23 protein-coding genes are annotated in these 25,361 nt (G+C 72.3%); 16 read left to right on the top strand and 7 right to left on the bottom strand.

Annotation, left to right across the window (positions count from 1 at the left end):
- Positions 1-45: 45 nt before the first annotated feature.
- The 4 genes from AB0C38_RS25485 to AB0C38_RS25470 all read left to right on the top strand — a co-directional run bounded on the left by AB0C38_RS25485 (position 46) and on the right by AB0C38_RS25470 (position 3,291).
- On the top strand, positions 46-267 hold the full coding sequence (locus tag AB0C38_RS25485; RefSeq protein WP_360677638.1) for a Trm112 family protein: 222 nt from the start codon (positions 46-48) through the stop codon (positions 265-267).
- Entirely contained in the window at positions 251-1,345 is a 1,095-nt protein-coding gene (locus AB0C38_RS25480; RefSeq protein ID WP_360677636.1) for a hypothetical protein, read from the top strand. The genes AB0C38_RS25485 and AB0C38_RS25480 overlap by 17 nt, the downstream gene beginning before the upstream one ends.
- 54 nt (positions 1,346-1,399) lie before the next feature.
- Positions 1,400-2,629, top strand: a complete 1,230-nt coding sequence (manA, locus tag AB0C38_RS25475; RefSeq protein ID WP_360677953.1) for a mannose-6-phosphate isomerase, class I — start codon at positions 1,400-1,402, stop codon at positions 2,627-2,629.
- Positions 2,630-2,739: 110 nt separating this feature from the next.
- Entirely contained in the window at positions 2,740-3,291 is a 552-nt protein-coding gene (locus AB0C38_RS25470) for a hypothetical protein (RefSeq protein ID WP_360677634.1), read from the top strand.
- Positions 3,292-3,514: 223 nt separating this feature from the next.
- Here the strand turns inward: AB0C38_RS25470 and AB0C38_RS25465 are convergent, their stop codons facing one another.
- Positions 3,515-6,463, bottom strand: a complete 2,949-nt coding sequence (locus AB0C38_RS25465) for a BTAD domain-containing putative transcriptional regulator (RefSeq protein WP_360677632.1) — start codon at positions 6,461-6,463, stop codon at positions 3,515-3,517.
- A 233-nt stretch (positions 6,464-6,696) separates the two neighbouring features.
- Here AB0C38_RS25465 and AB0C38_RS25460 point away from each other — a divergent pair, with 233 nt between their 5' ends.
- The 3 genes from AB0C38_RS25460 (at position 6,697) to AB0C38_RS25450 (ending at position 10,167) form a co-directional block, all read left to right on the top strand.
- Positions 6,697-7,614: a cation diffusion facilitator family transporter gene (locus AB0C38_RS25460; protein WP_360677630.1), complete on the top strand. Its 918-nt coding sequence runs from the start codon at positions 6,697-6,699 to the stop codon at positions 7,612-7,614.
- An 86-nt stretch (positions 7,615-7,700) separates the two neighbouring features.
- Positions 7,701-9,227 carry an amino acid permease gene (locus AB0C38_RS25455; RefSeq protein WP_360677628.1) on the top strand — a complete coding sequence of 509 codons (1,527 nt, stop codon included), beginning with the start codon at positions 7,701-7,703 and terminating at the stop codon, positions 9,225-9,227.
- Between the two features lie 265 nt (positions 9,228-9,492).
- Entirely contained in the window at positions 9,493-10,167 is a 675-nt protein-coding gene (locus AB0C38_RS25450; protein WP_360677626.1) for an LPXTG cell wall anchor domain-containing protein, read from the top strand.
- A gap of 48 nt (positions 10,168-10,215) precedes the next feature.
- On the opposite strand, the gene AB0C38_RS25445 is transcribed toward AB0C38_RS25450, so the two are convergent.
- A complete protein-coding gene (locus AB0C38_RS25445) occupies positions 10,216-12,474 on the bottom strand; it encodes a hypothetical protein (protein ID WP_360677951.1) in 2,259 nt (752 codons plus the stop codon).
- A gap of 93 nt (positions 12,475-12,567) precedes the next feature.
- On the opposite strand from AB0C38_RS25445, the gene ahcY reads away from it, so the two are divergent.
- The 4 genes from ahcY (at position 12,568) to AB0C38_RS25425 (ending at position 15,103) form a co-directional block, all read left to right on the top strand.
- Positions 12,568-14,040: an adenosylhomocysteinase gene (ahcY, locus tag AB0C38_RS25440; RefSeq protein WP_360677624.1), complete on the top strand. Its 1,473-nt coding sequence runs from the start codon at positions 12,568-12,570 to the stop codon at positions 14,038-14,040.
- Positions 14,041-14,154: 114 nt separating this feature from the next.
- Positions 14,155-14,349, top strand: coding sequence for a hypothetical protein (locus tag AB0C38_RS25435; RefSeq protein WP_360677622.1), 195 nt, complete (start codon positions 14,155-14,157; stop codon positions 14,347-14,349).
- A complete protein-coding gene (locus AB0C38_RS25430; protein ID WP_360677620.1) occupies positions 14,346-14,765 on the top strand; it encodes a type II toxin-antitoxin system VapC family toxin in 420 nt (139 codons plus the stop codon). Before AB0C38_RS25435 ends, AB0C38_RS25430 begins: the two co-directional genes overlap by 4 nt.
- The gene (locus AB0C38_RS25425; RefSeq protein ID WP_360677618.1) at positions 14,762-15,103 is read left to right on the top strand and encodes a VOC family protein; all 342 of its coding nucleotides are present in this window, start codon (positions 14,762-14,764) and stop codon (positions 15,101-15,103) included. The genes AB0C38_RS25430 and AB0C38_RS25425 overlap by 4 nt, the downstream gene beginning before the upstream one ends.
- Here AB0C38_RS25425 and AB0C38_RS25420 read toward each other — a convergent pair whose 3' ends face one another.
- Positions 15,104-16,552, bottom strand: coding sequence for an MFS transporter (locus AB0C38_RS25420; protein WP_360677616.1), 1,449 nt, complete (start codon positions 16,550-16,552; stop codon positions 15,104-15,106).
- Positions 16,553-16,601: 49 nt separating this feature from the next.
- Between AB0C38_RS25420 and AB0C38_RS25415 the strand changes: the two genes are divergently transcribed.
- On the top strand, positions 16,602-17,207 hold the full coding sequence (locus AB0C38_RS25415) for a TetR/AcrR family transcriptional regulator (RefSeq protein WP_360677614.1): 606 nt from the start codon (positions 16,602-16,604) through the stop codon (positions 17,205-17,207).
- Here the strand turns inward: AB0C38_RS25415 and AB0C38_RS25410 are convergent, their stop codons facing one another.
- On the bottom strand, positions 17,208-18,206 hold the full coding sequence (locus tag AB0C38_RS25410; protein WP_360677612.1) for a hypothetical protein: 999 nt from the start codon (positions 18,204-18,206) through the stop codon (positions 17,208-17,210).
- Between the two features lie 247 nt (positions 18,207-18,453).
- On the opposite strand from AB0C38_RS25410, the gene AB0C38_RS25405 reads away from it, so the two are divergent.
- The 3 genes from AB0C38_RS25405 (at position 18,454) to AB0C38_RS25395 (ending at position 20,505) form a co-directional block, all read left to right on the top strand.
- Positions 18,454-19,032 (top strand): papain-like cysteine protease family protein, encoded by a 579-nt coding sequence (locus tag AB0C38_RS25405; protein WP_360677610.1) that lies wholly within the window; start codon positions 18,454-18,456, stop codon positions 19,030-19,032.
- Positions 19,029-19,787 carry a hypothetical protein gene (locus AB0C38_RS25400; RefSeq protein ID WP_360677608.1) on the top strand — a complete coding sequence of 253 codons (759 nt, stop codon included), beginning with the start codon at positions 19,029-19,031 and terminating at the stop codon, positions 19,785-19,787. The genes AB0C38_RS25405 and AB0C38_RS25400 overlap by 4 nt, the downstream gene beginning before the upstream one ends.
- 64 nt (positions 19,788-19,851) lie before the next feature.
- Positions 19,852-20,505 (top strand): dTMP kinase, encoded by a 654-nt coding sequence (locus AB0C38_RS25395; RefSeq protein WP_360677606.1) that lies wholly within the window; start codon positions 19,852-19,854, stop codon positions 20,503-20,505.
- Here the strand turns inward: AB0C38_RS25395 and solA are convergent.
- The 3 genes from solA to AB0C38_RS25380 all read right to left on the bottom strand — a co-directional run bounded on the left by solA (position 20,494) and on the right by AB0C38_RS25380 (position 24,217).
- Positions 20,494-21,624 (bottom strand): N-methyl-L-tryptophan oxidase, encoded by a 1,131-nt coding sequence (gene solA / locus AB0C38_RS25390; protein ID WP_360677604.1) that lies wholly within the window; start codon positions 21,622-21,624, stop codon positions 20,494-20,496. The genes AB0C38_RS25395 and solA overlap by 12 nt on opposite strands.
- Entirely contained in the window at positions 21,621-23,681 is a 2,061-nt protein-coding gene (locus AB0C38_RS25385; protein ID WP_360677602.1) for an FAD-dependent oxidoreductase, read from the bottom strand. The genes solA and AB0C38_RS25385 overlap by 4 nt, the downstream gene beginning before the upstream one ends.
- Before the next feature lie 86 nt (positions 23,682-23,767).
- Entirely contained in the window at positions 23,768-24,217 is a 450-nt protein-coding gene (locus AB0C38_RS25380) for a hypothetical protein (RefSeq protein WP_360677600.1), read from the bottom strand.
- A gap of 64 nt (positions 24,218-24,281) precedes the next feature.
- Between AB0C38_RS25380 and AB0C38_RS25375 the strand changes: the two genes are divergently transcribed.
- Positions 24,282-25,250, top strand: a complete 969-nt coding sequence (locus AB0C38_RS25375) for a WYL domain-containing protein (RefSeq protein WP_360677598.1) — start codon at positions 24,282-24,284, stop codon at positions 25,248-25,250.
- The last annotated feature ends 111 nt before the right edge of the window (positions 25,251-25,361 follow it).

The raw sequence follows: 25,361 nt of genomic DNA, 5'->3' as shown, positions 1-25,361 counted from the left end.
GGAAGGTGCCCTTCACCACACCCCATCGCGTGGTATGGAGGAACCATGGCCATCACGCTCGACGCCCAGCTCCTCGAGATCCTGGCGTGCCCGTCGCCCGATCACGCCCCGTTGCGCCCCGGGGCACCGGACGACCCCGAGGCCGACGCACTGACGTGCACCGAGTGCGGCCGGGTGTACCCGGTCCGTGACGGGATCCCGGTGCTGCTCCTCGACGAGGCCCAGACTCCTGGCGACAGCGGAAAATCCGATGCCGACAGTGCTTGACGACTCGCTGCTCGACGACCCCTCGCGGCTGGCCGAGGCCGACAGCTCGGGGCTGCTCCGGGCGGCCGCGATGGCCGGCGCCCAGGTGCGGGCGGCCGCCGAGCTCGCCGCCGACATGGAGCTGGCCGAGCGGCTCGACGTGGGCCGCCCGCGCGCCGTCGTCCTCATCGACCGGCCGGGGGTGAGCCGGACGCTCACGCGGCTGCTCGTCGCGCTGCTCGCGCCGACGTGCCCGGTGCCGGTCGTGATCGCCGAAGTCGTGCCGAGCTGGATCGGCGCGCTCGACGTCGTGTTCGCGCACACCGACGACCCCGGCGACCGCGAACTCGCCGCGTCGCTGGAACGTGCCGCGCGCTTCGGCGCGTCCGTGGTGCTCTCCGCACCGGCCGAGGGGCCGGTCGCGGCCGCGGTGGCGGGCAAGGGCCTGCTGCTGGCGCCGCGCATCCCGGTGCCGCCCGAGCTGGCGTTCCCGCGCGGCCTGGCCGCGGGGCTGCTCACCGCGAACGCGCTGGGCCTGCTGGTCGCCGACGTCGAGGTGCTGGCCGACCAGCTCGACCTGGAGGCCGAGAAGGACTACCTGGCCCGGGACTCGTTCGCGAACCCGGCCAAGGCGCTCGCCCTGCGGGTCGCGGACCGCGTGCCGCTGCTGTGGGGGCTGGACCCGGTCGCGGTCGCCGTCGGCGAGCACGCTGCGCACGCGTTCGCCGCCCATGCGGCTACTGTGTGCGACGTCGAAGACTTTCGGCAGGCTTTGGCGCGCCCCGCATTGCGGCGGGCGGCGCAATCGGGTGGCGCGGAGCGTGACATCTTCGCCGATCCGGACGATCCATCAGGTGACATCCCCACCCGGGTGCTCCTTCTCTCGGTGCGGACCGGTCCGGCGACGGACGCGGCCCGCTTCCAAGCGGAGGATCTGCTGCCGGGTGCGGACGTCATCGCCCCGGCCGAGGAGATCGAGGCCGACGAAATCGTGCGGGCCGCGGTGCTGGCGCTGCGGTTCGAACTGGCGGCGGTCTATCTCGGGCTGGCGGCGGGCAGTATCGGCGGCGCGGGCCGCTTCGCCCCCGCGACGGCGTGAGACCCGCCGAGCACCGGCCCGGGCCGGCGCCGAAGGAGTGGAGTTGAGGTGACAGTGGAGCTGCTGCGCAACGCGGTGCGGCCCTACGCCTGGGGATCGCGGACGGCGATCCCCGAGCTGCTGGGCCGTCCGATCCCCGCGCCGCACCCCGAGGCCGAGCTGTGGATGGGTGCCCACCCAGGCGACCCGTCGCACGTCATCGGCCCCGACGGGACCGAGCGGAGCCTGCTCGAGCTGGTCGACGCCGACCCGGTGCGCCAGCTCGGCGAGCGGTGCGCGAAGCGGTGGGGCGGGCGGCTGCCGTTCCTGCTGAAGATCCTCGCCGCGGAGGAGCCGCTGTCGATGCAGGCGCACCCGTCGGCGGCGCAGGCCGCGGAGGGGCACGCCCGCGAGGAGAAGCTGGGCATCCCGCGGGACGCGTCGAACCGCAACTACCCGGACCCGACCGCGAAGCCGGAGCTGGTCTGCGCGCTGACGGAGTTCCACGCGCTGGCCGGGTTCCGCGAGCCGGACCGCACGGTGAAGCTGCTGAAGGCGATCGAGACCCCGGGGCTGGCGAAGTACACCGGGCTGCTCGAGGCGCAGCCGGAACCGGCGGGGCTGCGCGCGCTGTTCACGACGTGGATCACGCTGCCGCAGGCGTCGCTCGACGCGCTGCTGCCGGAGGTGCTGGACTCGTGCGTCCGGCACGTCCAGGAGCACGGCGAGTTCGCGGTCGAGTGCCGGACGATCCTGGAGCTGGGCGAAACGCACCCGCGGGACGCGGGCGTGCTGGCGGCGCTGCTGCTCAACCGCCTGACGCTGCGCGCGGGCGAGGCCATCTACCTGCCGGCCGGCAACCTGCACCTGTACCTGCACGGCACGGCCGTGGAGATCCTGGCGAACTCGGACAACATCCTGCGGTGCGGCCTGACGCCGAAGCACGTGGACGTCCCGGAGCTGCTGCGCGTGGTCGACTTCGCGTGCGGCGAGATGCCGGTCCAGTGCGGCGACGGCGGCGAGCGTCTCGCGGTGTACCGCACGGACGCCCCGGAGTTCGAGCTGTCGCGCGTCGAGTGGGCTTCTGGTGAGGACGACGAGATCGCGGTCGACAGCGTGGGCCCGCAGATCCTGCTGTGCACGGCCGGCGACCTGCTGGTGACGGCCGACGACGGCGAGAAGGTCGAGCTGCGCCGGGGTCAGTCGGTGTGGTTGCCGGCGGCGGACCCGCCGGTTCGCGTGCGCCCGCTCGACGGTGCCCGGGCCCAGCTGTTCCGGGCGACCGCGGGAACCTGCGAGGACTGACTTTCCGGGCCCGCGGTTCTGTGTGCGTTCCGTGTGGTGCTCTTCTCCACTATCGCTCGTAAGGGTGGTTCTTACGCCCCGTCGTGTCGATTTTCGAGGAGAACGAGCTTGTGACTTCCTATCCCGATGCCGCTACCGGGCTTCCCCAGCGTGCCCCGGTCGCGGCGCCGTCCCGGCCTGGCGCGCTCCTGGCGCTGGTGGGGGTGGCCGTGGTGTCGGCGCTGGCCGCGATCGTCGACGGGGTCCTGTACTTCGTCGGCGGCCGCGACATGGCGCTGGACGTCGCGGCGGAGACGATCGCGGCGATCACCGGCGCTTCGGCGGACTCGGTGAAGGCCGACGGTGGCGCGCTGCTGGAGGCGGCCCTGGACGAGGTGCAGAGCACGCTCCAGGTGCGCGGAGCGATGGCCATCTTCTTCGGCGCGGTGCTGCTGCTGTGGGGGCTGCTGGCCCTGCGCGGCGCGGTCTGGGTGCGCGTGCTGCTGACGCTGGCGGCGCTGGCGAACGCGAGCGTTGCCCTGCGCCTGGCGACGGACATCGAGGGCGGCACCGCCGCGATCCGCGGGGTGGCGTGGCTGACCGTGGTGACCGGCCTGGCGGTCGTGGCGCTGACGTGGCTGCCGGCGATCAACCGGTACGCGCAGGCTCGCAAGGGCCGGTAGCTCCCTGGGGGTGACGCCGGTCGGTTCGGTTGCGAGCGCCCGGCGTCCGTGGGCTGGGGTGGTGTCGCGAGGGGGCGGCACCACCCCCGTTTCGTCGACAGGGGGATCCGCGGAGGCGGGGGACCAACCGAGCCGGGGGGCGTCGGTTGGCGGGTGGGGTCGTGGGGCGAGGCGACCTGGTCAGCGGCGCAGGGGCGGCTGGTTCGGTGAGTGCGAGGGGTGCTCACCGGAGGGACCGGCCCGCTGGTTGTCCGGCCGGCTCCGTCAGCGCGAGCAATGCACGCCGCAAGGCGGCCGCGCTCGCGTCGCGGGGGTCGGCCAACCCCGCCGCTTCGGCCGCTGCCTCCGCGGCCCCTTCCTCGTCGCCCACCGCTTCGCATGCTCGGCTCAATACGAGCCACGTCAGGCCTGTTGCCGGTTTGCCGCCCATCTCGCGGAACTCGTCGAGGCACGCCCTCAGCACCGGGATCGCCTGGGACGCTCGACCCTCACCGATCCAGCTCGCCGCGATCGCGCGGGTGCAGGACAGCTCGCGGGGGCGCTCGTCCAGGTCGCGGGCGAGGTCGCGGGCCTCCTCGAACGCCGCCGTCGCGCGGGCTCGCGCGCCCGTCGCCGCCGAGATCGCGCCCAGTGTGCGCAACGACTTCGCCAACGCCGAGCGAGCCATCGTGCCGCGGAGCAGCTCCACCGACTCCGCGATCGCCGTCACCGCCTCCCCGCTGTCGCCCGTCAGCAGCGATGACCAGGCGAACCCGTGCAGCGCCGTGCCGATCCGGCGCGGGTCACCGCCGGCGCGGGCCGAGGCCAGTGCGAGCAGGTCGACCTCCCGGGCCTCCGCCACCCGGCCCAGCCGCAGCAGTGCCGCCGATTCCGCCTCCCGGACCAGGAGCGCCTCCGACTGGCCATCCATAGTGGACAGTCCGCGCGCGGTGTGCAGCGCCTCTTCGGCGCGGCCCAGCCCGATCAGGCAGTGCGCCAGGTTCGCCGAAACCCACGCGTGCGTGCGGTGGTCGCCGTGGGCTTCGAGCTCCTTCGCGCATTCGCGGTACGCCGACGCGGCCTCCTCGTACTGCCCGCGCGCGTGCCGCAGCAGCGCCAGGTTCGCCTCGGCGATCGCGGCCGCCGGGCGGTCGTCCGTCGCCGCCAGGACTGTTTCGTACGCCGCGCGCATGTCCGCGTAGTGCCCGTGCAGGTACAGGTACACGCTCAGCTTGTCCAGCAGCAGCAGCGCTTCCCGCGCGCCCAGCGTCCCGATGAGCCGCACGAGGTTCGCGCGCTCGGCCGCGAACCACTCGTCCGGACGCTCCAGCAGCCGCTCCACCAGGAAACCCGGCAGCGGCTGCGGGAACGGCTCGTGGGCCACCGCCGGCATCGGCACCGTGCGCGGCAGGCGGGCCGCGGCCGCGTCGGCCAGCGCGAGGGTCGCCGCCAGCACCGTCGCCGCGCCGCCCTCCTCCGCCGGCCCTTCCGCCGCGTACAGCCGGACGAGGTCGTGCATCCGGTAGCGGCCCTCGCCGGTCGGATCCGGTTCGCGCGCCTCCAGCAGGCTCGCTTCGACGAGCTCTTCGACGGCCTCGTCGGCGTCCGGCTCCCCGATGAGCGTCGTGACCGCCCACGCCGGCAGGTCGACGAGCCGGCACCGCCCGAGCAGCCGGAACGCGCGCCGCGTCGGCGGCCGGAGACCTTCGTGGCTCAGCGCGATGCTGCTCCGGACGGCCAGGTCGCTCACGGTCAGCTCGTCGAGGCGGCGGACCTCGTCCTCCAGCCGGTCGGCCAGCTCGCCGAGCCGCAGGTGCGGGCGGATGGCCAGCCGGCTGCCCGCGATGCGCAGGGCCAGCGGCAGCCGCGCGCACGCCGCGATGATCCGGCCGGCGTCGGCGCGCTCCCGGACCACCCGCGCCCCGGCGAGCCGGTTCAGCAGCTCGGCGGCTTCGGCGTCGGACAGCGGACCGAGGGCCAGCCGGTGCGCGCCGGCCAGCCCGCTGAGGCGCTGCCGGCTCGTCACGAGCACCGCGCAGCCCGGCGTGCCCGGCAGCAGGGCGCGCACGTGCTCGGGGTCGCCGGCGTCGTCGAGCACCACCAGCACCCGCCGGTCGGTCAGCCGGCCGCGGAACACCGCCGCGCGGGCGCGGACGTCGTCCGGCACCGCCGGGCCGGGCACGCCGAGCGCGCGCAGCAGGTCGGCCAGCACCTCGCCGATGTCGCGCCCGCCCAGCGGGACGTACAGCTGGCCGTCCGGGAAGCGCGCCCGCAGCCGGTGCGCCGCGCGCACGGCCAGGGTGCTCTTGCCCGCGCCCGGCTCGCCGCTGAGCACGGCGAGCGGGACACCGGCGCCACTGCCCAGCTCGGCGGTCAGCTCGGCGAGCTCGGTGTCGCGGCCGGTGAAGTCCGCGATGTCCGGCGGCAGCTGGCACACCGGCCAGACCGGCGGCGGCATGCGCGGCACCGGGTCTTCACCGCGCAGGACGGCGGCGTGCACCCGGCGCACCTCGGCGCCCGGTTCGACGCCGAGCTCGTCGATCAAGGTGGTCCGCAGCCGCCGGTAGATCTCCAGCGAGTCGCCCTGCCGCCCGGCCCGGTGCAGCGCGATCATCAGCTGCGCGGCCAGCCGTTCCCGCAGCGGGTGCTCGGTGATCATGGCCTGCAGCTCGCCGGTCAGCTCCCCGTGGCGGCCGGCGGTGAGCTCGGCGTCGACGCAGTCCTCGAACACGGCGAGCCGTTCGGACTCCAGCCGCGCGACGTCGGCGTCGAGCCGCGGGACGTGCTGCCCGGCCAGCACCGGCCCCCGCCACTGCGCGAGCGCCCGCCGGTAGTGCCCCGCCGCGGCGACGGCGTCCCCGGCCCGCTGCCCGTCGGCGACGGCCGACCGGAAGACGAGCAGGTCGAGCTCGCGCGGCTCGACGCACAGCCGGTAGCCGAGCGGCCCGTGCTCGACGCGCAGGCCGCCGATCCGCTCGCGCAGCCGCGAGAGGTAGGTGTGCAGGTTCGAGGCGTAGGACTTCGGCGGCCGCTCCGGCCACAGCGCTTCGACCAGCACGTCGACGTGGACGTGCTGGTTGGCGTTGAGCAGCAGCACGGCCAGCAGGGTGCGCTGCCGATCGCCGCGCAACGCGACCCAGTGCCCCGGCGGCCCCTCGATGGCGAGCGGCCCGAGCACGCCGAAGTGAGCCATGTCCACCTTCCCCAGTGCCGAAGCGGTCACCGTAGCGAAGGGGCCCGACAGAAACCGGCCGTTCACCGGAGGCGGAATTCTCGCCAGGTGTTCGCCCGCCGCACCCGTCGATCCACTTCGGCGACGGTGACGTCGCCGCCACCGCCTGAGCGAATCCCCGGCCGGTGGCGACCGGGCGGGACCGCCCCTATTACGCTCCACCCGGACATTCGGGACCAACCAGGGGAGCGGTCGTGTCAGCTGGAGGCGGAACCAAGGCGATCATCGCCGCGCTCGGGGCGAACGCCGGGATCGCGGCCGCGAAGTTCGTCGGCTTCCTGGTCACCGGGTCGTCGTCGATGCTGGCCGAGTCCGTGCACTCGCTGGCCGACACCACGAACCAGGGCCTGCTGCTGCTCGGCCAGAAGACGTCGAAGCGCGCGGCCGACAAGGAGCACCCCTTCGGCTACGGCCGTGACCGGTACTTCTACTCCTTCATCGTCGCGCTGATGCTCTTCAGCCTCGGCTCGGCCTTCGCGATCTACGAAGGCGTCCACAAGGTCGGCCACGCGGAGCCGCTGGAGTCGCCGATCGTCGCCGTGATCATCCTGGTCGTCGCGGTCGGCCTCGAGAGCTACAGCTTCTACACCGCCATCGGCGAGTCCAAGAAGATCAAGGGCGACGCGACCTGGTGGGGCTTCATCCGCCAGGCCAAGGAGCCCGAGCTCCCCGTCGTCCTGCTGGAGGACGCCGGCGCGCTGATCGGGCTCGTCCTCGCGTTGCTGGGCGTCGGGCTTTCGGTCATCACCGGCAACCCCGTCTGGGACGGCGTCGGCACCCTCGCGATCGGCGCGCTGCTAGGGGTCATCGCGATCATCCTGATCGTCGAGATGAAGAGCCTGCTCATCGGCGAAGGCGTCACCGAGGCCGTCCTCGCGACGATCGTCGACGAGCTCGCCGCGGGCAAGGTCGAGCGGGTCATCCACATCCGCACCCAGTACATGGGCCCGGACGAGCTGCTCGTCGCGGCGAAGCTGGCGATGGTGCCCGGCCTCGACACCGCCGAGCTGGCCATGGCCATCGACGACGCGGAGGCCCGCGTCCGCGCCAAGGTGCCCGTCGCGAAGCTGATCTACCTCGAGCCGGACCTCGACCGCAGCCTCGCGAAGTAGGTCCGGGCGTTCGGCGAGCCGTCACGCGTCTGACCCGATAGGGTGACCTACTGCGATACATGCAGGCCAGCCGCAGGAGGTCAACGGTGCCCGGAACGGGATTGTGGCGCACTAAATCCATCGAGCAGTCCATTTCGGACACCGACGAGCCGGACACCAAGCTCCGGCGGAACCTGAGCGCGTGGGACCTCACGGTGTTCGGGGTCGCGGTCGTCATCGGTGCCGGCATCTTCACACTCACCGCCCGCGCGGCCGGTGACTACGCCGGCCCGTCGGTCTCGCTCGCGTTCGTGTTCGCCGCGATCGCGTGCGCGCTGGCGGCGCTCTGCTACGCCGAGTTCGCCTCGACCGTGCCGGTGGCGGGGAGCGCGTACACGTTCTCCTACGCCACGTTCGGCGAGTTCATGGCGTGGATCATCGGCTGGGACCTGATCCTCGAACTGGCCGTCGGCGCCGCCGCCGTGTCCAAGGGCTGGTCGGTGTACCTGGAGACGGTGCTGGGCTACCTGTTCGGCAAGGGCGCCAAGACGACGTTCGACATCGGCAGCGTCACGGTCGACTGGGGCGCGCTGGTCGTCGTGGCGATCCTGACGACGCTGCTGGCCGTCGGCACCAAGTTGTCCTCGCGGGTCTCGATGGTGATCACCGGCATCAAGGTCGCCGTGGTGCTGTTCGTGATCATCCTCGGCATCTTCTACATCAAGGGCGCCAACTACTCGCCGTACGTCCCGCCGGGCTCGACCGGCGGCTCCGGCGAGACCGGTGTCGACCAGTCGCTCTTCTCGCTGATCGCGGGCGGCGCGAGCAGCTCGTACGGCGTCTTCGGCCTGCTGGCCGGCGCCTCGCTGGTGTTCTTCGCGTTCATCGGCTTCGACATCGTGGCGACCACCGCCGAGGAGACGAAGAACCCGCAGAAGGCCGTGCCGCGCGGCATCTTCGGCTCGCTGATCATCGTCACCGTGCTCTACGTCGCGGTCTCGCTCGTGGTCGTCGGAATGACGTCCTACAAGGACCTGGCCACCGACGCCGGCGACGGCAGCCACAAGACGCTCGCCACGGCGTTCTCCGCGAACGGCGTCGACTGGGCGGCCAACATCATCTCCTTCGGCGCGCTGGCCGGCCTGACCACCGTCGTCATGGTGCTGATGCTCGGCCAGGTCCGGATCATCTACGCGATGTCCCGCGACGGCCTGATGCCGCGCGGCCTGGCCAAGACCGGCGAGCACGGCACGCCCAAGCGCGCCACGATCATCGTCGGCGGCTTGGTCGCCCTCGCGGCGACGTTCTTCCCGGCCGACAAGCTCGAAGAGATGGTCAACGTCGGCACGCTCTTCGCGTTCGTGCTGGTCTCGGCGGGCGTCCTGGTGCTGCGCAAGACGCGGCCCGACCTGCCCCGCGCGTTCAAGGTGCCGCTGGTGCCGCTGATCCCGATCCTGGCGATCCTCGCGTGCCTGTGGCTGATGCTGAACCTGACGGTGCTGACCTGGCTGCGGTTCATCGTGTGGATGGTGATCGGCGTGGTCCTCTACTTCGCCTACAGCCGGCGGCACTCGCTGCTCGGCAAGCGGCAGGCCGACGGTACCGACGAGCCCGTCAAGGCCCCGGAGTCCTGACCGGCGTCACCCACCCGATCGTGAAGCCCCGCCGACCCGCGTTCGCGCAGGTCGGCGGGGCTTTTTCGCGCCACTTCACATCGGGCGATCTTGCTTTTCGTGCCTAAGAGGGGACCCCGTGTAGCGGGTCGAGTGACGTGCGATACCTTTCGATCCTTCGCGTGCCACTGACGGGTGAATTACAGAAGCGTGATTCACACGCTCGGTGGCTTCGCGACCCCAGATTTCGCAAGTGCTCTCTCCCCGCCGGTATCAGGAGTTCTGAATGCGCAGACGTACCTTCCGCGGCGCCGTCGCCGTCACGGCGCTGACCACCGCAGCCCTCATCGGCACCGCCGGTTCCGCGCTGGCTTGCTACAGCGACGACGACCGGTCGAACCCGGTCCCGGACCGCAGCCACTCGGCGTGCGCGCCCAAGCAGGACAAGATCACCCAGGACGACGTCGACTTCACCGGTGGTGTGGGCCAGAAGACCCTCACGATCAAGGGCGTCCACGAAGGCGTGACCGTGACCCGCATCGTGGTCATCGGCGGCGACGACGGCTTCAACGAGTACATCCCCGGGAAGAAGAAGCTCTCGGCGACGGCTCCGTGGAAGGACCTGCAGGCGACGCTGACCTTCGGGCACAAGCAGCCGAACATCGACAAGTGGTTCCTCTGCGGCACGAAGACCTCGAAGCCGACCGAGACCAAGACGCCCCCGACGACCAAGCCGACCGAGACGTCGAAGCCCAGCGCCCCGGCGTCGTCCGAGACCGTGCAGCCGACCAGCACGACCGCTCCGGCCGTCGTCCCGGCGGGTAACGAGTCGGGCACCGGCGGCGGCCTGGCCAACACCGGTTTCGACAACATGTGGCTGGTCTGGATCGCGGCCCTGCTGATCCTCGGCGGTGGCGGCCTGCTCGCGCTGCTGAAGTTCCGCCGCAAGGCTTCCGAGTGAAGCTGAGCTAGTTCGCGGTCGAAGGCCCCTCGCTCCGGCGAGGGGCCTTCACTGTTTCGAGGGGAAGTCCCCGAAGAGCGATCCTTGCTCGCCCCAGGTCGGCTTGCCGAGACCGGCGGCCATCGCGACGGCGTGGTCCCACTCCGCGTCGACCACGTAGTCCTGGTGCTTGAGCACCCCCGGCGCCCAGCGGTGCCGCCCGGTCGGGCCGCGCAGCGGGTCCGGCAGCCAGTGGTCGCCGCCGAGGATGAGGACGCCGTTCTCGTCGGCCTTCGCCTTCAGCGGCCCGGAGCCGCCTTCGGCCTGGTAGCCGACGCCGTAGAGCCACCGGCCGGAGACTTCGTGCCGCCAGGTCGTCACGCCGCCGCCGAAGATGTCGGTGCCGCGGCACAGGGCGCGCCAGCGGCCGTCCAGGTCGGCGAAGAGCCGTTCGAGCGATTCCTGCGGGAGCAACGCCGGGAAGGCACGCTGGTAGCCCCATTGCAACGGGGAGCCGGCGGTGAGCACGCCGACGCGTTCGAGGTCGGCTTCCGGCAGCTCGGCCGCCAGCCGGGCCGCGGCCATGACCGTGAGCAGGCTGCCGAGGTTGTAGCCCGACAGCACGACCCGCGTCCCCGGCTCGGTGAGGTGCTCGCGCGCCCGCGCGGCCAGTTCCGGGACGACCTTCAGCGCGTAGCACGGCGGCACGGTCGGGTGCGCCGCCCGCGGCCAGAAGCAGACGAGGTCGGCCAGCGCCCCGAGGTGCCGGCTGCGCTGCGGGGTCCGCGCGGCCGTGTAGACGACGCGCAGCAGGCCCGCGGCGAGTGCGCCGAGCGCGACCACGCCGATCGCGGACAGCGGCCCGAACCAGCCCGGGACCAGCCCGAACCCGAACCGCAGCACCAAGAGCGCGGCGCCGCCCGCGGACATCGCCGAAGCCACCGCGAGGGCCAGGTGGTGCAGGTGCCGCCGCTCCCACGCCGACCGCGCCCACGCCGCCGCGGCCTGGGCCTCCTGCCGCTCGTCGTGCTCCATCAGCTCGACGATCTCCGGGACGCCGCGGCGCAGCCGGCGCAGCGGGACGGCGACCGCGAAGCCCAGAACGGCGAGCACCGCGGCCAACGCCAGCCCGGCGCCCCACAGGACCGTGACCAGCAGGTACGTGTCGGGCACGTGCAGGACCTCCGCGCCGGAAAGCCGCCGGAGCGCTTCGGCGAGACCGGCGCCGAACCCGCCGCCGAGCAGCCCGGCCAGCGCGAGCACCGGCGCGGCCGCCCAGCCGCCCAGCCACGGCCGCAGCCGCCGCGGCTTGTGCACCCAGCCGGGCCGGGCCAGCAGCGCGGCCGGGACCAGGAACAGCGCGAACAGCACCGTGACGACGACGAGGGCCGCGCCGAGCCCTTCGACGACGCCGTTGGTCCCCGGCAGCGGACCCGGGCCGGGCCGCACCCGCACCGCGGCCACGACCACCAGCAGGCTTGCCAGCGCGATCACGCCGGGGCGGGCGAACCGGCCGGTGTCGACGCCGATCGCGGCCGCGACGACCGTCGCGAGGACCAGCGCCAGCGTGACGATCCAGACCACCAGGTCGAAGCCGTCGCCCGGCACCCGGAACGGCCCGCCGAGCAGCAGCAGTGCGACCGAGACCAGCGCCGCGACGGTGTGCAGGCAGCGCAGCGCGGGGGTGTCCGGGTCGGCTCGCATCCGCAGCGGGCCCCCGGTGAGGTCGCCGTCGGCGTGCACCGCCCACGTCGCCGACGAGATCCGGTGCAGCACGAAGATCACGGCCAGCAGGGGCACGACGCCGACCGCGATCCGCGCCGGCACCGAGCGGAGGACGTCGGGAACCACGGGCAGGCACCCGGACCCGGGCGCGAGGCACTGCGTGGCGAACAGGTCGAGCGCGATCGCCGCGAGCTGGCCCATCAGCAGCATGGTCAGCAGCAGGGCGCCGACGCGCAGCAGGCCGCGGCACACCGCGCCGAGCACGCGCGGCAGCCGGCGGTCCGGCGGTGCCGGCGGCAGCATCCAGAACGCGACGTTGGCCAGGGAGAACGGGAACAGCAGTGCCCAGGTCGCCTTGGCGGCGCCGCCGGAGGTCATGCCGTGCCAGAGGTAGCCTTCGAGGGTCCGCGGGATCGACCGGCCCAACGCCGGCAGCACGGGCCCGGGCGCCGGCCGCCGCAGCCGGTCCGCCGGGCGGATCACGCGACCCAGCCCGTCGCCGGCGACGTCGACGGTGGAGACCGCGTCGAGCAGGGTCTCGCCGCTGGTGCCCACCAGCCCCGCGACGCGGATTTCTACGACGCGGGTGTCCGAGCCGGGCATGGGCACGGTGAAGGCCTCCTACGCGATCCTAGGGAAGGTCGAGCGGACAACGGTAGTGTTCGGAAGTCATCGAGTCTTGGAGGAATCGCCACTATGACCCCCGAAAGCGTTGCCAAGCGGCACCAGACCCGCAACGGCATCGAGTTCGCCGTCGCCGACCTCGAGGCGGCCGAATTCGGCCGCAAGGAGATCCGCCTCGCCGAGCACGAGATGCCGGGACTGATGGCGCTGCGGCGCGAATACGCGGAGGTCTTCCCGCTGCGCGGCGCGCGGGTCTCCGGCTCGCTGCACATGACCGTGCAGACCGCCGTCCTGATCGAGACGCTGGTCGCGCTGGGTGCCGAGGTGCGCTGGGCGTCCTGCAACATCTTCTCGACGCAGGACCACGCGGCCGCCGCGGTCGTCCTCGGCCCGCACGGCACGGCCGAGGAGCCCAAGGGCGTCCCGGTCTTCGCGTGGAAGGGCGAGTCGCTCGAGGAGTACTGGTGGTGCACCGAGCGGATGCTCACCTGGGACGGCGAGGGTCCCAACATGATCCTCGACGACGGCGGTGACGCCACCATGCTGGTCCACAAGGGCACCGAGTTCGAGAAGTCGGGCGTCGTGCCGACCCCGGACGAGAACACCTCGGACGAGTTCCGCGTGTTCCTCGAGCTGCTGCGCGACTCGGTCGCGGCCGACACCGGCAAGTGGACGAAGATCGGCGAGGGCATCCGCGGCGTCACCGAGGAGACCACCACCGGCGTGCTGCGGCTGTACCAGCTGGCCGCGGCCGGTGAGCTGCTGTTCCCGGCGATCAACGTCAACGACGCGGTGACGAAGTCGAAGTTCGACAACCGCTACGGCATCCGCCACTCCCTGATCGACGGCATCAACCGCGGCACCGACGTGCTGATCGGCGGCAAGGTCGCGGTCGTCTGCGGCTACGGCGACGTCGGCAAGGGCGCGGCGGAGTCCCTGCGCGGCCAGGGTGCCCGCGTGATCGTCACCGAGATCGACCCGATCTGCGCGCTGCAGGCGGCGATGGACGGCTACCAGGTCCGCACGCTGAAGAACGCGCTGCCCGAGGCCGACCTCGTCATCACGACGACCGGCAACAAGGACGTCGTGCTGGTCGAGGACATGGCGAAGATGAAGCACCAGGCGATCCTGGGCAACATCGGCCACTTCGACAACGAGCTCGACATGGCGGGCCTGCAGCGCTACCCGGGCATCCGCCGCATCACCATCAAGCCCCAGGTCGACGAGTGGATCTTCCCGAACGGCAACACGATCATCGTGCTGTCCGAGGGCCGGCTCCTCAACCTGGGCAACGCGACCGGCCACCCGTCGTTCGTGATGTCGAACAGCTTCTCCAACCAGGTGATCGCGCAGGTCGAGCTGTTCACCAAGCACGAGGAGTACGACAAGGAGGTCTTCCGCCTCCCGAAGAAGCTGGACGAGAAGGTGGCGAAGATCCACCTGGACGCTCTCGGCGGCGAGCTGACCAAGCTCACCAAGGAGCAGGCCGAGTACATCGACGTGGACGTCGAGGGCCCGTTCAAGCCGGAGCACTACCGGTACTGAGGTAACTGGGTTTTCGCAGGTCAGGGCCGCCCCGAAAGTGTTCGGGGCGGCCCTTCTGTTTCGCGTCGTGAACAGAGATATTTGAAGGCGGGAACCGAATCCGAGGGGTGGAGCATGAACGACGTGGTCGCCGACGCCCTGCGGGGCGTGGTCGCGCAGACCGAGAGCCCGTTGGAACGGCGGAGCCGCCTGGTCGCCGAAGGAAAGTTGATCACTTTCGTGCCCGAAGGTGACGCGCTTGGACACGACGAACTGGAAGAACTCTCGCGCGGCTGGGGATCGATCGGCTGGACCAGGGGCGAACGATGACTGCCTTCTACGCTGACCCGACAGCCTTGCTCACGGCCTATCTCGCCGACGAACCCGGCCACGCCGAGCTGCGAGAGCTGCTCATCGATGGCGGACACTTGGTGCTGACGAGCGAACTCACCCGGCTGGAACTGGCCAATGCGATCGCCGGCGGCAAGCCCGGTGTGACCGGGGTCCTTCACCGGTTCGAGGAGGATTCGCGGACTGTGCTGGGAATCGTTCCGCTGAAACCGCAGGTCCTCGCCGCGGCTCGGTCGACGGTGATCGAGAGTCCGGTGACTGCTCTCGGTGCGATCCACCTCGCGGTGGCCCTACACTCCACGGCCGAGCTGACCGGCGGCGAGCCGGTCACCTTCGTCACCCGCGACGAGCGTCAGGCCGACGCCGCGAAGGCCAACGGATTCGAGGTGCTGTGACTGTCGAACTCTTCGCCGGGATCGCCGTCCGCGACTTCAAGAGTGCCCTCACCTGGTACGAGAAGCTGTTCGGATCCCCGCCGACGTTCGTCGTGCACGAGACCGAAGTGCTGTGGGAGGTCACTCCGCACGGCTCGGTCTACGTCGTGCTGCGGCCCGAACGGGCCGGGCTCGCCATGCACACGCTGTTCGTCGAGGACTTGGACGAGCGCGTCGCCGGGATCTCCGCGCGCGGCATCGAGCCCGCGGATCGGGAGGCCTACGACAACGGCGTCCGCAAGATCATCTACCGCGACCCCGAGGGCAACGAGCTCGGCATCGGCGGCGGGCCGGCGTAGTCAGCGTCGCGAGCGGACGATTCCCCAGCCGACGAGCGCCGCGGCCACGATCGTGAGGGTCAGGCCCGCGATCGTGACGGCCTCCCGGAACTGCGCGGTCTGCTGCGCGCTCCAGTGCGTCGTCGCGATGTCGCCCGTGAACAGTGCGGCGAGGATCGTGCCGGTGGCGGCGATGCCGGCGCCGGAGGTGACCTCGGTGGCGGTGTCGGTGAGCGCCGCGCCGATCGTGGTCCGGTTCTCCGGCAGGCCGCGCAGGACGTTGACGCCCGCGACGACGCCGACCACGCGCATCCCGGCGGCCACGAGCACCAGCGCGATCGCCACCCACAGGTAGCCGAACCGGCTCAGCAGGCCGTAGAACGCGAGCCCGGCCACGACCGCCGCCGCGCTGATCCAGGCCGCCCGCTCGAGGCCGGCGCGGCGCACGAAGGGACCGACGAACGCGCCGCCCGCGACCAGCACGACGACCTGCGGCAGCATCCCGGCGGCGGCCAGCGCGGGCGGCCACCCCCAGTCGAGCTGCAGCTGCAGCGTCACCAGGTAACCGAGACCGGCGGTCGCCAGCCCGGCGGCGGCCTTGAACGCCAGGCCGCTCGACACCAGCGGGTGCGCGACCAGCTTGAGGTCGAGCAGCGGGTAGCGGGCCGAGCGCTCGCGGACGACGAACAGGACCGCCGTCACGACGGCCGCGGCGGTGGCCGCCCACGGCGCCCAGGTGCCGGCACCCTCGTTCACGAACAGCGTCGGGGCGACGAGCGCGAACACGACGGTCGCCGTGCCCAGCATCGCGCCGGCGACGTCCACCGGGTCGCGGTGGAGGCCGGCCGGGTCGTCCGCGGCGATGCCGGACCGCACGCCGGCGAGGGCGAGCGCGGCGACCGGCACGTTCACCAGCAGCAGGACCTGCCACGGCGCGATCGCGAGCACGAAGCCGCCGGCGGTCGGGCCGATCGCGAGCCCGACCAGGCCCACGGTCGAGATGAGGGTGGTGGCGCGGACGCGCAGGCCGTCGTCGTCGAACAGCCGGAAGGCCAGCGCCATCGAGCCCGGGGTCGTCATCGCGGCCGCGACCCCCATCGCCACCCGGACGGCGATCAGCTGCTCCGCAGTGGAGACGAACGCCGTCGCGAGGCTCGCGAGGCCGAGCAGGACCAAGCCGGCGAGCATGACCCGGCGCCGGCCGAACCGGTCGGCCACGGCGCCGAAGGCGAGCATCAGCCCGCCGAACACCACCGCGTAGGCGCCGGTGACCCACTGCAGCGTGGTCGTCGAGGCGTGCAGCTCGCGGCCGATCGTGGGCAGCGCGACGTTGAGGATCGAGTTGTCGAGCATCTCGAAGAGGAACACCGCGGACAGCCCGGTCAGGGCGATCCACGCTTCGCGCAAGGATCGGGGTGACCGGCCCGCGGCGGGCTCGGTGAGAATGCCGGTGGTCTGTTCGGAGGGCATGCCACTAAGTTAACTGACTAAGTTTAGTGACACAAGGGAGTGTGATCCGATGCCCAGGACCGGCGAGCGCGGCGGGCCGCATACGCGGGCGAAGATCTCGCAGGTCGCCACCCGGTTGTTCCTCGATCGCGGGTTCGACGCGGTCACGGTCGCCGAGGTCGCGAAGGAGGCCGGCGTCTCGAGCGTGACGGTCTTCAAGCACTTCCCGCGCAAGGAGGACCTCCTCCTGGACCGCCAGGTCGACGCGGCCGACGTCCTGCGCTCGGCGGTGCGCGACCGCGCTCCGGGCGTCGACGTCGTGGCGTCCCTGCGCGAGGCGACCCTCCGGCTGCTCGACGAGCGGCACGGGCTGTCCGGCGTCGCCGACGGGGCGATCCCCTTCTTCCGGACGGTCGCGGCGTCGCCCGCCCTGATCGCGCGGGTGCGGGAGATCGGTTCGGACCTGCAGCGGCTCCTCGCCGACGAACTCGCGAACGACCGGAACTTCGACGGCGACGGGCCGTTGCTCGCGGCGTTCTTCATCGCCGGTTACGCCACGGTGCTGGTGCAGACCGCGAACTGGCTCGTCGAGCGAGGTGACCCGGACGAGGTGGCGGCCGACCACCGCGAACGCCTGGAACGCCTGTTCAACGCCCTGCGAGACGGCGTGGTGTGATCAGTTCCACTCGACGGCGACGCCGGCCAGCCCCGGCCCGGCGTCGTTGAAGAACGCGCTGCTCACCCCGCCCATGTCGCACGCCAGCTCCTCCGCCACGACCGGCAGGGCGTCGTCGCGCGCCCGGACCTGACGCGTGCAGCGGGCCGGCAGCGCGTTGCGGTCGAAGCGCAGCTGGACCAGGTAGCTCGCGCACCGGTCGCGCAGCATCCGGTAGTACCCCGGCGACGCCGAGCCCGAGTCGTCGCGGACCTCGAAGCAGAACACGTGGATGTCGCCCTCGGCGAGCTTGCGGTCGAAGAGCAGCTCCGTCGCCATCGTGTCGGCGTCCGGGTTGCGGCGCATCCGCCCGACGCGGCAGCCCTCGTCGGTGATCAGCTCGACGTCGTCGATCCGGCAGCCCGGATCGCCGTTGTACACCGTGAGGTAGCGGTCCGGGCCGTGCCGGCGCGCCCGCGTCACCAGCCGGGTGCGCAGGCTGACCTGGCGGTGCTCGGCGTCGAACGTGATCGTGTCGTGCACCGACAGCAGCTCGAGGTCGGCGTTGTAGTGGTTCGACGACGGGTACGCGCCGAGCTCGGCGAGCAGGTCCTCGACGATCGACCCCATGTCACCGGAACGCAGGTCGTGGAACGACGCCGCGGGCTGGTGGCCGCGGCGGACCAGTCGCGGCCCGATCAGCACCACCAGGGCGTCCGCGGGCAGCTGGAGGACCGATTCCAGGGCCCGGACCGCCGGGAGCGCCTTGGGCACCTCGGGCTGGCGCAGCCCGCGTTGCCAGTAACTCAGCGTCGACTGTCCGATTTGGACCCCGCGCAGCGCGAGATGCGCGCGCAGCCGGGCGAGCGAGAGGCCGCGGTAGGCGATCGCCAGTCTCAAGGCATGGTGGAACTCGCCGGTGCGAAGCGCCTCAGTCAGCTCTTTCGGCAGTTCGGCGACCGATGCCCGGGTCGCGCGGGCGCCATCGATGATCAGTGGGAGGTTCCCGTCTTGTGCCACCGCTCGTCCCTTCACCCGACCAGTGTGTGCGCTGGGCGTGAACACCGCGGAACGTTCACGGTAGCAGCGTAAAGTAGGAGTGCCGACCCCCGTTCAGGGTGGTTGGCCTCGTTATGGTGACTGTTCCGCGTTCCGGCAACGACCCGGAACGGTCCGTTCATCCAGATGGCGTTCTTGCTCCTTGTGACCGCGTTGTTCACCGTTGTGACCACCGCTGGTTCGCCCACGTTCGAGCAGGAGGCCGTCCGTGCTGGTGAAGTCGAGCAGGGTCCACGCCGTACTGGCTGTGAGCCTGATGATGTGCCTGGTCGCGCCGGCTGCGTCCCAAGCAGCCGCGCCCGGCGTGCCTTCGACCTACCGGAACCAGATCGTGCTGCAGCTCCAGCAGAAGAACCAGTGGTGCTGGGCGGGCTCGGGCACCACCATCGCGGCCTTCCACGGCACCGCCGTCAGCCAGACGCGGTTCTGCCAGCTCGCGCACGGCGAGTCCGGTCAGGACTGCGCGAACCTCCCCGGCACCCTCGCCGACCCGCAGCGGGCCTTCGCGAAGCTCGGATACGCCTCGCCGGGCCGCTACCTCGACCGCCGCATCTCCTACGCCGACGTCCGGACGCAGACGGCGGCGAACCGGCCGGTCGAGACCCGGGTCGGGTACCGCTCGGGGGGCGGCCACACCCACGTCCTCTACGGCTACGACACCCGTGGCGGCTGGCTGTACTGGGGCGATCCCGGCCCGGCCAAGCGCTACAACTGGTCGACCTACGGCTACTACACGCGCAACTCGTCGTTCACCTGGACGCACACGCTCACCGGGATCGCCCGATGAGCAGGCGGGCTCTCGTCCTCGCCGTGCTGACCGGCGCGGCGCTGCTGATGACGGCACCGGTGTCAGGCGCGGCCCAGGCCGCCGGCATCAGCAGCGCCGACGCCGTGGCCGCGCACGCCGCGGCGGCGGACCTCCAGGACGTCCTGGTCCGGTTCTTCGCCCAGGCACCGGACGCGAAGGGGCCGGTGACGGTCCAGGTCGCGCCGGAGACCTATCCGGTCTACGAGCTGTCGCCGGACTTCGTCGTGGGCAAGCCGGGGGCGGCACCGGGCGACTTCGTCTACTTCGCGGTGCCCGCCCGGGCCTCCGACGGCCGGACCGCGACGCTCTGGTCGGTCCGTGGCGACGACGGCGGGTGGCAGGTCGGCAACATCGCCTCGGGCGACGTCGAGACGGCGTTCGCCCGCGCCTTGCCCGCGGGTGCCCAGCTGCTGCACGAACCGCAGGTCGACGCCTGGTACGCGGTCCACGACGGCCGCGTCACGTCGCTGTCGGAGAACAAGCCCGCGGTCGCCGTCGCCGACTACCAGCGGACGGTTTCGGCGCGGTACGCGGACAAGCTCCCCGGCTCGGACTACGCCCGCGAGGGTGAGGCGGGCGGCTACGACGCGACGTCCCAGGTGATGCCCCGCGGCGACGGTGGCCCGGCGCCGACCGGCCACGACACCGGCTGGGTGCCGCTGCTGATCCTCGTCGGCGTGCTGGCCGTCAGCGGCGCCGGCTACGTGCTGCACCTGAGGCGGATCTCCGCCTGAAGACGAACCGGCGGGCTCGGCGTCGATCCCCTTCCACCGAGCCCGCCGGTCCACCACCGTTACTGTGACCCCCGTGGGTCGACTGGTGGTCATCGAAGGGCTCGACGGCGCGGGCAAGCGCACGCTCGCCGACGGGCTGACGGACGCGCTGAGCGCGCAGGGCGCGAGCGTCGCGAAGCTGGCGTTCCCGCGCTACGGCGAGAGCGTGCACGCCGACCTCGTCAAGGAGGCGCTGCACCGCGGGCACGGCGACCTCGCCGACTCGGTGTACGGCATGGCCGTGCTCTACGCGCTCGACCGCAGCGGCGCCGCGGACGACATCCGCGCACTGCGGGACGCGCACGACGTCGTCCTGCTCGACCGCTATGTCGCGTCCAACGCCGCGTACGCGGCCGCGCGCCTGCGGCAGGACGCGGCCGGCGAAGTCGTGAAGTGGGTGTGGGAGCTGGAGGTCGCGCGGTTCGGCCTGCCCCGCCCCGACGCGCACCTGCTGCTGCGGGTCGCGCCCGCGGTGGCGGCCGAACGCGCCGAGCGGCGCGCGGAGGCCGAAACCGACCGCGAGCGCGACGCCTTCGAGACCGACGACGGCCTCCAGCGGCGCTGCGCGGCGGTGTACGACGAGCTGGCGGCGTCGGGCTGGCTGGCGCCGTGGCACGTCCTGGACGGCGTCGCGGGCGTCGACCTCGAAGGGCTCGCGAAGACGCTGCTAGGGGAGTAACCGGGCGGGGTCGAACTTCGCGATCGGGTGGGCCGTCGAGCCGTCGATCACCAGGTCCGCGACGATCTCGCCGATCACCGGGGCGAACTTGAAGCCGTGGCCGGAGAACCCGCACGCGAGCACCACCCGCTCCTCGTCCGGGTGCGGTGCCACGACGAAGCTCTCGTCGGCGGTGTCGGTGTACATGCACGTCGCCGCGCGCAGGAACGCTCCCGGCAACGTCGGGAGGTGCCGTTTGACGACGGTGGAGATCTCGTGGACCTCTTCGGCGGACACCGTCCGGTCGATGCCGTCCGGGGTGCACGCGCGGCCACCTGTGTGGAACGCGACCTTCACGCCGTCCGCGGGCGCGTTGTGCGCCGGGAAGCCGTAGAACGTGTAGCCGTCGCCTTCCCAGAGGTACACCGGGTGCTGCCGGAACGGGGCGATCCCGCCCGTCGGCGCGAACCAGTACTGCACCTGCCGCCGGACCGTGAACTCGACGCCGAAGCCGCGCAGCAGCTCGCCGGCCCACGCGCCCGGGCACAGGACGAGCCGGTCGGCCGTGTAGTAGCTGTGCGACGTCCCGACGCGCACCCCGCCGGACATCGTGCTCCAGGTGAACACCTTCTCCTCGTGGTGCAGTTCGGCGCCGCACCGCGCGGCGAGCTGCAGGTGCGCGGCGACGCTGCCCTCGGGCGACACCAGACCGGCGCCCGGCTCGTACAGCGCGACCTCGCCCGCCGAAGGCGCCAAAGTCGGGAACCGGCGGCGGATCTCGCCGGCGTCCAGCAGTTCGTGCGGGATGTCGAAGGCACGAGCCGAAGCCGCGCTGCCGGTGATCGTGCGCGAGCCCGCCGTGCCGACCATGATCCCGCCGCAGCGGGTGAACAGCCGCCGTCCGCTGTCGTGCTCGAGGCCCTCCCACAGCTCGTGGGCGCGCAGCAGCAGCGGGACGTACTCGGGGCCTTCGAGGTACGCCTGGCGCGTGATCCGCGAACCGCCGTGGCTCGACCCGCGGTTGTGCACGGGTGCGAACTGGTCGATGCCGAGCACCCGCTGTCCGCGCTGTGCCAGCCGGTACGCCGCGGCGCTGCCCATCCCACCGAGGCCGAGCACGATCACGTCGTAGTGCGTCATGCGACCCTCCCCGGCACGCGCTCGCCGAAGTACGCGATCTCGACCGGTGTGCCGGGTGCGCTGTACTCCACCGGGAGCCAGGCGTGCGCGATGGCGTGGCCCACGGTGTAGCCGTACCCGCCGCTGGTGACGTACCCGGCCGCGCGGCCTTCGGCGTACACGGGTTCCTTGCCCTGCAAGACGATTCCGGTCGTCAGGCGGACGAGCCGGCGGCTCACGGTCTCCGCGGACCGGCCCGCCAGCGCGTCGCGACCGAGGAAGTAGCCCTTGTTCAGTTGGACGGCGTCCCCGAGTCCGGCCTCGTAGGGATCGTGCTCGGTGGTGAAGTCGACGCCGGGGGTGCGCCCGCCGGCCTCCAGGCGCAGGCTCGTGAAGGCTTGGTGACCCGCGACGACGACACCGCGGTCCCGCAGGGTGTCCCACAGCCGGCGGCCGAAATCCGCCGTGGTGTGCAGTTCCCAGCCAAGTTCGCCCACAGTGGACAGTCGCAACGCGACGACCGGCACGTCGCCGACGCAGGTCTCCTCAGTGGAGCAGTCCGTTGTGGACAGTTCCGGTAGGACGGTGTCGGCCAGCGGTCCCCACAGGCCGACGCAGCAGGTGCCTGGGGTGGTGTCGTGGATCTGCACGGTGCCGTCGCCGGGGAGGTGGCGTCGCAGCCAGTCGAAGTCCAGGCGCCCGCCGGTGCCGACGTGGAACCGCTCGGTGCCGAGCCGGGCCACGGTCAGGCAGCCGCGCAGGCCGCCGTCTTCCCCGAGCAGCAGCGTTTCCGTCACGGTGCCCGGCGCCTTCGCGAGGTCGCCGGTCGTCATGGCCTGCAGGAACGGCAGCGCGCCCGGGCCGGTGACCGCGAGGCGCGGCGCCGGCGTCAGGTCGAACATCGCGACGCGCTCGCGGGCCACCAGCGCCTCCGCGCGAGCCTCGGCCGAGTACCGCTCCGGCCGCGCCCAGCCGTCCACCGAACCGAAGTGCGCGCCCAGCGCGGCCTGCCGCTCGTGGAACGGGCTGGTCCGCACCGGCTCCGCGGTGAACCGGGACGACCGCGTGAACCGGGCGAGGTCGCAGCCGTGCAGGGCGAGCGACGGCTGCCCGTCGACGAGCCAGCGCGCCAGCTCGCGCGCGACCCCCGCGGAGTGCTCGGCCCGGACGGCTTCGGCCACCCAGAAACCGTCGAGCTCGGGATGCTCGCCGAGCAGCGGCTGTCCGTCCGGCGTGCCGGCGAGCGCCACCGTCGTGGTGGTTTCGAAGCCGGCGTAGCGCAGTGCCGGCACCAGCTCGGCTGCCACGGCCACGCCGACGCCGAGCCGGTCGACGTGCTCGCGGACGTACATCCCGGTGTCGAGGTGGCGCAGCACGGGCTTGCCCGCCTGCACGTGTTCGTCGTTGTCGCCGGCCAGCTGCGGCACCGGTGCCGTGATCCGGTACTCGTGGGTCAGCGGCACCCGGGGCACGGTCAGACCGGCGAGCTCTCCCGCGTCGGCACACGACACGACGACGTCGGCGCGGAACCGCGCGGCCGCGGTGGCGACGCCGGTGACGCGGCCACCGGCCCGCTCGACCGCCACCACCTCCTCGGTGGCGAACCGCGCGCCCCGGGCTTTCGCGCGCCGGGCCTGGGCTTCGGCCGCACGCCGCGCGTGCAGCAGGCCGTCGCCGGGCACGTGGAGCCCGCCCAGCACCCGGGTTCCGTCGAGCAGCGGGTGCAGGTCGGTGCACTCGTGGGGCGTGCGCAGGTAAGCGCGCACGCCCCACGACGTCGCCCAGCCGTGCCGCCGCTTCAGCTCCTCGAACCGCGCGGGTTCCGTCGCGACTTCGAGGCTGCCCACCGGGTTGAAGCACCACTGACCGTCGAGGCCGCCGTATTTCGCGACGGTGTACTTCGCGAACTCCGTCAGCGTGCGGTCGGCGTGCGTGCGGAACACGAGCCCCGGGTGGCCGTCCGGCTCGCCGCCGCCCAGGACGGTGACGTCGGTCCAGCCGCGCTCGGTGAGCTCGTCGGCCAGCGCGCAGCCGAGCAGGCCGGCGCCGATGACGGCCACCCGGGGCCGTGCTGCCATCTGTCCCTCCGGGCGACGAAGTTGCGTCTTCGGCAACAACGTGCGTGATGCGAGACGCGGTGTCAAGCGCCCGAAAAGGTGCCCGCTCAGGCGCGCGTGAACTCCATGACCCAGTTGGACTCCCAGGTCCGCCCGCCGTCGGCGGAGAACTCCTGCTCCCACCGGGCGGTGGTGTCCGTGATGTCCGACCAGATGTAGTGCGCCCGGATGGGTTTCCCGTCGTGGGTGTCGTCGCCGTAGAAGTCGCCGCGGCCGTCGGTGAACGTGCCGGCGACCGGCGGCTGGAGCACCCCGGTGCGGTCGTTGGCCCAGTAGATCGACCACTCCTTCCGTTCGACGTCGAACAGGCGCAGCGTGAAGCCGCGGAACCCGCGGGCGGGGAAGCGGATCTCCTCGGTGTTGCCGCCGCCGTCGAACAGCGGCGTGCAGGTGGTGGTGCCGGGGAAGACGTCCCAGTCGTCGCTCCCGGCGAAGAGGGTCGTGAGCCGGCGGCTGACGACGGTCCAGGAGCCGTGGAAGAAGGCGAAATCGGTCATGGCGGTGAGCTTGGGGCGCCACCACTGACATCTTCTGTCAGTGGTGGCTGGCAGACTTCGCCGGGTGCGCGCGAGCCGGTTGGTGTCCCTGCTGCTGTTGCTGCAGAACCGCGGCCGGATGAGCGCCGCGAAACTGGCCGCGGAGCTCGGCGTGACCCCGCGGACCGTGTACCGCGACGTCGAGGCGCTGGCGGCCGCGGGCGTCCCGATCTACGCCGAGACCGGGCCCGACGGCGGCTACCAGCTGATGGACGGCTACCGCACCCGGCTGACCGGGCTGACCGCCGGCGAGGCCGGGTCGCTGTTCCTCACCGGCCTGCCGCAGCCGGCCGCGGAGCTGGGCCTGGGCGCCCAGGTGGCCGCGGCCGAGCTGAAGCTGATGGCCGCGCTGCCGACGCCGTACCGAGATGCTTCGGTGCGGATCCGGCAACGCTTCCACCTCGACGCGCCCGGCTGGTACCGCGAGGCCGACCCGGTGCCGCAGCTGCTCGCGGCCGCGGAAGCGCTGTGGCAGGACCAGGTCGTCGAAGTGTCCTACCGCCGCTGGTCGCCGACGCCCGGCGTGGTGACGCGGCGGCTGCACCCGCTCGGCCTCGTCCTCAAGGCCGGCGTCTGGTACCTCGTCGCCGGGCCGCGGGTGCGCACCTACCGCGTCGGCAACATCGAACAGCTGCGGACGCTCGACGAGCACTTCACCCGTCCCGACGGCTTCGACCTGGCGGAGTTCTGGCGCGAGCACGTCGAAAGCTACGAAGAGAGCGAAGCCGGCGAGACGGCCGTCGTGCGGCTGTCCCCGGCCGGGATCGCGGCCCTGCCCGACATCCTCGGCCCGCGAGCGGCCCGGCTCGCGCGGCGCACGCTCGAACCCGCGGATGCCGAGGGCTGGCAGCGCGTCACGATTCCCATGGAGAGCGTGCCCCACGCGGCGGCGGGCGTGCTCCGGCTCGGCGCGGACGCGCAGGTGCTGGCGCCCGCGGAACTGGTGGCGCACCTGGAAAGCACGATCCGCGCGCTGGCGCGGCTGTATCCCTAGTCCCGGCTGTGCTAGTTGTGATGTCCGGGGAGGTTGGTCAGTCGGGTGACCGGCGGCTTGCCGCCGGTTGAGCTGTGGGGTCGGTGGTGATTGTAGAAGTGCAGCCACCCC

The organism is Amycolatopsis sp. NPDC048633, from assembly GCF_040650695.1.
Classification (GTDB): domain Bacteria; phylum Actinomycetota; class Actinomycetes; order Mycobacteriales; family Pseudonocardiaceae; genus Amycolatopsis.
Note: the sequence above shows the minus strand (reverse complement) of the source record. Positions and strands in the feature narration are given on the sequence as shown.

What these genes read in the sequence shown, in the direction of transcription:
- AB0C38_RS25485 (WP_360677638.1), top strand. Translation starts at nt 46, where the DNA reads ATGGCCATCACGCTCGACGCCCAGCTCCTCGAGATCCTGGCGTGCCCG.
- AB0C38_RS25480 (WP_360677636.1), top strand. Translation starts at nt 251, where the DNA reads ATGCCGACAGTGCTTGACGACTCGCTGCTCGACGACCCCTCGCGGCTG.
- AB0C38_RS25465 (WP_360677632.1), bottom strand. Translation starts at nt 6,463, where the DNA reads ATGGCTCACTTCGGCGTGCTCGGGCCGCTCGCCATCGAGGGGCCGCCG.
- AB0C38_RS25450 (WP_360677626.1), top strand. Translation starts at nt 9,493, where the DNA reads ATGCGCAGACGTACCTTCCGCGGCGCCGTCGCCGTCACGGCGCTGACC.
- AB0C38_RS25445 (WP_360677951.1), bottom strand. Translation starts at nt 12,474, where the DNA reads ATGCCCGGCTCGGACACCCGCGTCGTAGAAATCCGCGTCGCGGGGCTG.
- ahcY (WP_360677624.1), top strand. Translation starts at nt 12,568, where the DNA reads ATGACCCCCGAAAGCGTTGCCAAGCGGCACCAGACCCGCAACGGCATC.
- AB0C38_RS25435 (WP_360677622.1), top strand. Translation starts at nt 14,155, where the DNA reads ATGAACGACGTGGTCGCCGACGCCCTGCGGGGCGTGGTCGCGCAGACC.
- AB0C38_RS25430 (WP_360677620.1), top strand. Translation starts at nt 14,346, where the DNA reads ATGACTGCCTTCTACGCTGACCCGACAGCCTTGCTCACGGCCTATCTC.
- AB0C38_RS25420 (WP_360677616.1), bottom strand. Translation starts at nt 16,552, where the DNA reads ATGCCCTCCGAACAGACCACCGGCATTCTCACCGAGCCCGCCGCGGGC.
- AB0C38_RS25415 (WP_360677614.1), top strand. Translation starts at nt 16,602, where the DNA reads ATGCCCAGGACCGGCGAGCGCGGCGGGCCGCATACGCGGGCGAAGATC.
- AB0C38_RS25400 (WP_360677608.1), top strand. Translation starts at nt 19,029, where the DNA reads ATGAGCAGGCGGGCTCTCGTCCTCGCCGTGCTGACCGGCGCGGCGCTG.
- solA (WP_360677604.1), bottom strand. Translation starts at nt 21,624, where the DNA reads ATGACGCACTACGACGTGATCGTGCTCGGCCTCGGTGGGATGGGCAGC.
- AB0C38_RS25385 (WP_360677602.1), bottom strand. Translation starts at nt 23,681, where the DNA reads ATGGCAGCACGGCCCCGGGTGGCCGTCATCGGCGCCGGCCTGCTCGGC.
- AB0C38_RS25380 (WP_360677600.1), bottom strand. Translation starts at nt 24,217, where the DNA reads ATGACCGATTTCGCCTTCTTCCACGGCTCCTGGACCGTCGTCAGCCGC.